Origin of the sequence: Bradyrhizobium sp. UFLA01-814, assembly GCF_046718885.1 — a bacterium.
Taxonomy (GTDB): domain Bacteria; phylum Pseudomonadota; class Alphaproteobacteria; order Rhizobiales; family Xanthobacteraceae; genus Bradyrhizobium; species Bradyrhizobium elkanii.
This window is the reverse complement of record NZ_JAQOSR010000283.1, coordinates 1-6,125: the sequence shown is the minus strand read 5'-3', so window position 1 is coordinate 6,125 and position 6,125 is coordinate 1. Positions and strand designations below refer to the sequence as shown.

The 6,125-nt window shown below is 64.0% G+C and carries 7 protein-coding genes; 4 read left to right on the top strand and 3 right to left on the bottom strand.

Annotated features, from left to right (window positions below; translation table 11 throughout):
• Positions 1 to 209 precede the first annotated feature (209 nt).
• Entirely contained in the window at positions 210 to 749 is a 540-nt protein-coding gene (locus PMN64_RS41360; RefSeq protein WP_411784923.1) for a hypothetical protein, read from the bottom strand.
• Positions 750 to 756: 7 nt separating this feature from the next.
• Positions 757 to 2,196, bottom strand: coding sequence for an LVIVD repeat-containing protein (locus PMN64_RS41355; RefSeq protein ID WP_411784922.1), 1,440 nt, complete (start codon positions 2,194 to 2,196; stop codon positions 757 to 759).
• A 120-nt stretch (positions 2,197 to 2,316) separates the two neighbouring features.
• Between PMN64_RS41355 and PMN64_RS41350 the strand changes: the two genes are divergently transcribed.
• From PMN64_RS41350 to PMN64_RS41335, 4 genes are read left to right on the top strand one after another with little or no spacing between them, the layout of a single operon-like run.
• Positions 2,317 to 2,631: an ArsR/SmtB family transcription factor gene (locus tag PMN64_RS41350; protein WP_028343393.1), complete on the top strand. Its 315-nt coding sequence runs from the start codon at positions 2,317 to 2,319 to the stop codon at positions 2,629 to 2,631.
• The gene (locus PMN64_RS41345; protein ID WP_304498820.1) at positions 2,624 to 3,088 is read left to right on the top strand and encodes an SRPBCC family protein; all 465 of its coding nucleotides are present in this window, start codon (positions 2,624 to 2,626) and stop codon (positions 3,086 to 3,088) included. Before PMN64_RS41350 ends, PMN64_RS41345 begins: the two co-directional genes overlap by 8 nt.
• Positions 3,081 to 3,548: an SRPBCC family protein gene (locus PMN64_RS41340; RefSeq protein WP_411784921.1), complete on the top strand. Its 468-nt coding sequence runs from the start codon at positions 3,081 to 3,083 to the stop codon at positions 3,546 to 3,548. The genes PMN64_RS41345 and PMN64_RS41340 overlap by 8 nt, the downstream gene beginning before the upstream one ends.
• Positions 3,549 to 3,580: 32 nt before the next feature.
• Positions 3,581 to 4,096, top strand: coding sequence for an SRPBCC family protein (locus PMN64_RS41335; RefSeq protein WP_411784920.1), 516 nt, complete (start codon positions 3,581 to 3,583; stop codon positions 4,094 to 4,096).
• Positions 4,097 to 4,259: 163 nt separating this feature from the next.
• Here the strand turns inward: PMN64_RS41335 and PMN64_RS41330 are convergent, their stop codons facing one another.
• Positions 4,260 to 5,870 (bottom strand): acyl-CoA synthetase, encoded by a 1,611-nt coding sequence (locus tag PMN64_RS41330; RefSeq protein WP_411784919.1) that lies wholly within the window; start codon positions 5,868 to 5,870, stop codon positions 4,260 to 4,262.
• Positions 5,871 to 6,125 lie beyond the last annotated feature (255 nt).

Sequence of the window (6,125 nt, the reverse complement as noted above, 5' to 3'; positions counted from 1 at the left end):
GGACATGGGGAGCTCACTGACGGTGAAGCTGAATTATGCACATAGGACGGGCGAAGAGGAAGCGGCTCCTGCTCATCTCTGTCATACCCCGCGAAAGCGGGGTATCCAGTACGCCGCGGCCCATCAGCTAAGCATCAGCGTCTCTGGAATACTGGGTCACCCGCTTTCGCGGGTGACGACACCATTTTCGCATGCGAGAGACGGGCTCCTCAATGTCCCTCCATTGCCGCAATCATCCATGCTCTGATCTCCCGCGACTCCAGAAACTTCAACGTCGCCCGCTGCACCCCCGCGGCGTCTCCCCTGCCCTGCGCCGCGACCGCCATCAGGTCGCAGCGATGCGACACCGCGATGCCGATCGCGATGCGCTTCCCCTTGGGCATCTCGAGATCATACGCCCTAAGCCGCCCCGGCAAGTCGGCGACAGCAACGGCATCGCCCGCCTTCAGCGGCACAAAGCGCGGGCTGATCATGTCGACGTCGGCAACGCGATCGACCTCGTCGTCATCGGCGACGCCGCTGTCGCAATTGCAGAAGCCGAGTTTCGGCCTGAGAAAGACCTCGACGTCACCGCACTCCGCCGCGCCGCATCGGAAAGCGCGGCCGGCAGGCCAGCCGTCGCGCGGGAACGGCCAGGCGATTTCACGCCACGCGGCCGCGCCCGCCGGCGCCATCTCGTAGCCCGCAACCGCGGAGAGCCCGCCGAGCACGAGGACCATCGCCGCGATGACCGGCCATGAGCGCATCATCGCGTACTCACGGCAGACCGGCGACGGCGCGCGCCGCGTCGGTCAGTTCGAGAATATGCAGGCCGGTGTTGGCGCGGTCGACCGCGTAGATGTAGCCGCGCTCGTCGGTCTCGACATTGTTGGTCTGGATCGCGACCTTGCAGCGGTCCTTGCCGTCGATCGTGACACAGCGCTTGTCGGTCGCCGCCGTGATGGAGGGAATGAAGTACCCCACTTCCTTCGGATGGTAGGGATCGCGGATGTCGAGCGCGCGGACGCCGGCGTTGAAGAAGGCGATGAAGGCCAGCTTCTTGTAGTAGACCGGCGCCATGCTCTCGTTCGACGAATGCGAGCCGAACCGGCCGCCGCGCTCGCAGAACGCGCCGGAGGCTTCGGGCACCGTGTAGCTCGAGATCAGCATCGGCCGCGCCTCGGTGGTGACGTCGGCGAACCACACCATCTGGCGCGCCTCGCCGCATTCGTTCTGGATCGCCTCGTCGACGATCATCACGATGTCGCGGCTCTTGCCGTCCTTGTCATGGGCGAACTCGGCGATCGGCATACCGAGTATCGGAAACACCGTATGCGCGCCGTTCATCGCCGACAGCGGCATCCGCGCGATCTCCGGGAATTTCAGATTGTCCGGCGTCGGCTGCTTCGGTCCGTTCAACAGCTTGTCGCGATCGACGATCTGCAGGAAGCCGCCCTTGTTGGTGCCGTAGCCGAAATAGACGCGATTGCCCTGCGGCCCGATCGAGATCGGCCCGTGCAGTTCGGTCGGCACCGCGCCGGTCGCACCCGGCTCCTGCCCGGGCAGGCCGAAATCCCTGATCTTCTTTGGCTGCGCGGGATCGGAGAGATCATAGACCTGCGTCATGCGCCGCGTGCGCCAGTCCGGCGCGCCCGACACCAGGAAGGCGACGCCGGTGCTGCATTCCCAAAAACTCTTGTGCGTGTCCTTCAACCCGCCGATCCGGGTGACGAGCACCGGATTGGCGGGATCGGCGACGTTCCAGATTTCATGCGCCTCGCTGCCGAAGGTGCGCAGCATGTAGACCGCGTTGCGGTCGCCCTTCGGCAGATCCTTGCCGTCGCAGATCCGCACCATCTGCGCGCCGCCGGATTCATATTTGCCTTCCTGTCCGGGAATGTGCCGCAGATATTTCGGATGCGCGGGATCGGTGACGTCGACGATCGAGGTGCCGTTCGGCTCGGCCTTGCCGGTCATCGGGTTGACGGGATCTGGAATGTCGTCGGTGCCGCCGTGATGGCCGATATAGGCGATCCATTTGTCGCCCTGATGATGAATGGTCGGCTGATAGGCACTGCGGGCCTGCAAATCGCTGGTTCCAACCAGCCTCATGTTGGAGGCTTCGGGCGGGTCGCCAATCTTCTGCTGGGCGCTCGCACCATTCGCGAGCAGGACAAGAAACAACGTGCAGCAAACTGCCGTAACGCGACCGCCCATGCGCACCACCCAATGTTCCACACCAATCTGCGTTGGCTGCCGGCGAAGCTAGCACGGCGCAGCTGATGCCAAAACACACGCTCTTGACATGCAACCATTTGGTTGCCTATTATTCGACCCATGGATGAAGTCTTCAAAGCCCTCGCGGATGCCTCACGGCGAACGCTGCTTGACCGGCTTCACGATCAGAACGGGCAGACGCTCGGTGAGCTCTGCGACGGCCTCGATATGACGCGTCAGGCCGTCACCAAGCACCTTGTGATTCTCGAGGAGGCCAACCTCGTCACCACGATCAAGCATGGCCGCGAGAAGCTGCACTATCTCAACCCGGTTCCGATCCATCAGATCGGCGAGCGGTGGATCAGGAAGTTCGAGCGCGGGAAACTCGCCGCGCTGAGCGAGTTGAAAAGACAATTGGAGAAGCGTGATGAGTAAACCGGACTACGTCTACGTCACCTATATCGAGACCACCGCCGACAAGCTGTGGCACGCGTTGACATCGAGCGAATTCACCGAACGCTTCTGGTTCGGCTATCGCGTCAGCTCCGACTGGAAGATCGGCTCCCCCTACCACCTCACCAAGGACGGGCGACGCAGCGTGCAGGGCGAGGTGCTGATCGCCGATCCCTCGAAAAAGCTCGCCTACAGCTGGGACGTCGTGAAGGAAGGCGTCGAGCGCGAACAGGTCTCGCGCGTGACCTTCGACATCGAACCCCACGGCGGAGTGGTCAAGCTGACCGTGACGCATGATAATCTGGGTCCGAAGACGCTGCGCGACATCTCCGGCGGCTGGCCGATGGTGATCGCAAGCCTGAAGAGCTTCCTCGAGACCGGACGCGAACTCCCGGCCGACCTGCTCACCAGCAGCGCCAGGGAGGCCTACCATGCCTAAGCCCGAATTCGCCTACGTCACCTACATCGAGACCACGCCGGAGAAGCTGTGGGACGCGCTGACCAAGAGCACGTTCACGCGGCAATACTGGTTCGACACCGAGCTGCAATCGGACTGGAAGGTCGGCTCGCCGCTCGCGCTGGTGATGGGCGGCAAGACAACCGACACCGGCGAGATTCTCGAGGCCGACCGGCCGCGGCGCCTCGCCTACACCTTCAAGCACGTGCTCGACGAGGACATGCGCAAGGAGCCGGCAACCAAGGTGGTCTTCACGCTCGAAGCCCATGGCAAGATCGTAAAGCTGACCGTGACCCATGAGGGCTTCGGCGCGGGCAGCAAGCTGCTTGACGGCATTTCCAAGGGCTGGCCGGCGATCCTGTCGGGACTCAAGAGCCTGCTCGAGACCGGCAAGGCGGTCACGATCCCGCCGGCCGCGCTCGGGATCGACGGCTTCGAATGACAATGAAAATCTATCGACGGGTGCGTACAGACATGAACATCGAGAAATTCAAACCGGCAATCGTCTACGCCATCTACATCGCCGCCACGCCCGAGAAGGTGTGGCAGGCTTTGACGACTGCCGAATTCAGCCGGCAGTATTTCTCCGGCAACGCGGTCGAGGTCGACCTTCGGATCGGCGGCGCCTACGTCGTGCGGACGCCGGACGGCGCGCTGCACATCTCCGGCGAGGTGATCGAGTGCGATCCCCTGAAGCGGCTGACCGTCACCTTCAACGTCAACTGGCCGCAGCTGGTCGAAAAGCTCGGGCCGACGCTCGTCACCTGGGAGATCGAACCGGCCGGCGACGGCGTGAAGCTGACGCTGCTGCAATCGCATGACCGTCCGATCAGCGACGACATCCTGTCGGGCGGCCGCACCGGCTGGCCGGCGATCCTCTCCAGCCTGAAGAGCCTCGTGGAGACCGGCAAGGCCATGGTGATCCCGATGCAGCCGCCAGCGCGCATGATGGCCGCGCTGAAGGAATTGGGAATCCCGATGCCGTCGTGATGATAGCGACACAGTCGCTCCATACTCCGCTGTCGTCCCTGCGAAAGCAGGGACCCATAACCACCGCTCTAAGCGGCTAGAGTTGGCTGGGGCCACAGCGTCGCGCGACACACGCATTTGTGGTTATGGGTCCCGGCTTTCGCCGGGACGACGGTGGAGAACACTACCCCAGCGCCCTCAACTCGCGCCGCAGCACCTTGCCCGTCGCCGTCATCGGCAGGCTGTCGGCGAACTGCACGAAGCGCGGATATTCGTGGGCGGCGAGCTGGACCTTGACGAATTCCTGGATCTCGCGCGCCAGCGCATCGCCCGGCGCGTAGCCCGGCCGCAGCACGATCCAGGCCTTGATCGATTCGGTGCGGATCGGATCGGGGATGCCGACCACCGCCGACATCGCGACCGCCGGATGCTTCATCAGCGTGTGCTCGATCTCGGACGGGCCGACCCGATAGCCGGCCGTGGTGATGACGTCGTCCTCGCGGCTGACGTACCAGAAATAGCCGTCCTCATCCTGCACGCCGAGATCGCCGGTCAGCAGGAATTCGCCGGCATATTTCTTCGCGGTCGCTTCCGGATTGCGCCAGTACTCGATCATGGTGCAGGGGCACGGCTGGCGCACGCCGATGATGCCGCGCTGGCCCCGCGGCAGCTCCTCGCCCTTCTCGTTGACGATGCGGACGTCGAAGCCCGGCGTGGCGCGGCCCATCGAGCCGGGACGGATCGGAAACAGGTTGGAATTGCTGCCGATCACGAGATTGCATTCGGTCTGCCCGAACACCTCATGGGCATCGATGCCGAAGGTGTCGCGCACCCAATCCAGCAATTCGCCGCCGAGCGACTCGCCGCCGGTGAAGATGCTGCGCAGCCTGACGCCGGAATTCTTCACATCGGCCTGCCGCATCAGCTTCAGCGCGGTCGGCGGCAGGAACACGTTGCGGATGCCGAGCTCGGCCATCATCTGCATCGCCGCCTGCGGCTCGAACTTGCGGGCGCGGTGCCCGACCATCGGAATGCCGTGGTACCAGAACGCGAACAGGCCGTTGATCAGGCCGCCGATCCAGGCCCAGTCGGCCGGCGTCCACATCAGGTCGCCGGGCTTGGGGAGGAAGTTGTGGCACATCTCGACATTGGGCAGATGGCCGAGCACGACGCGATGCGCATGCAGCGCGCCCTTCGGGTTGCCCGTGGTGCCTGACGTGTAGATGATCAGCGCGGGATCGTCGGCCGAGGTGTCGACGGTCGCGAACTCAGGCGACGCCGACTTGATCGCGCTCCAGAACGGTTTCGTCCCCGCCGGCGTCTTTTCGCCGACGATATAGACGCTCTTCAACTCGGGCAGGCGATCGCGAATTTTCGTGATCTTCTCCCAACCTGCTTCATCGGTGATCACGGCCTTGGCCGCGGAGTTCGACAGGCGGAATTCGAGCGCGTCCTCGCCGAACAGCGCGAACAGCGGGATTGAGATCATCGCGGCGCGAAACGCCGCGAGATGCGCGACCGGCAGTTCGAGCGATTGCGACAGGAACACCGCGACACGGTCGCCGCGCACCAGGCCGTCGGCGGTCAGCACATTGGCGAAGCGGCGCGAGGCGTCCGCCACCTCGTCAAACGAGGTTCGCGTGGTGCCGCCATCCTCGTCGACATAGACCAGCGCGAGCCGCCCGGTGCCGTCGGCATGGCGGTCGCAGCACGCGGTCGCCATGTTGAAGCGCGCGGGAACGTCCCAGCGGAAGTTGCGATAGAGCTCGTCGTAGGTTTTGGCTTCCTGAAGCATGGCCGCAGATTAGAGCCTTTTCCGTTCCGATGGAATCGGCACGGGCTCCAGATTCTCGTTTTGACGCGTTTTCTTCACGCCAACCGGTATCCACCTCGCTCGAAACGCTCTGGAGCCGTCAGAACACAAACCCTCCCGTCAGGCGGCCGCCCGCTCCATTGCGACCTCGGCCTTGAGGCTATCGAGGTCGCGATAGATCGATGCGACCGCGAGCACGCGCCCGGCGCGCTTGTAGCGCAGCACGCAATCCCTGCC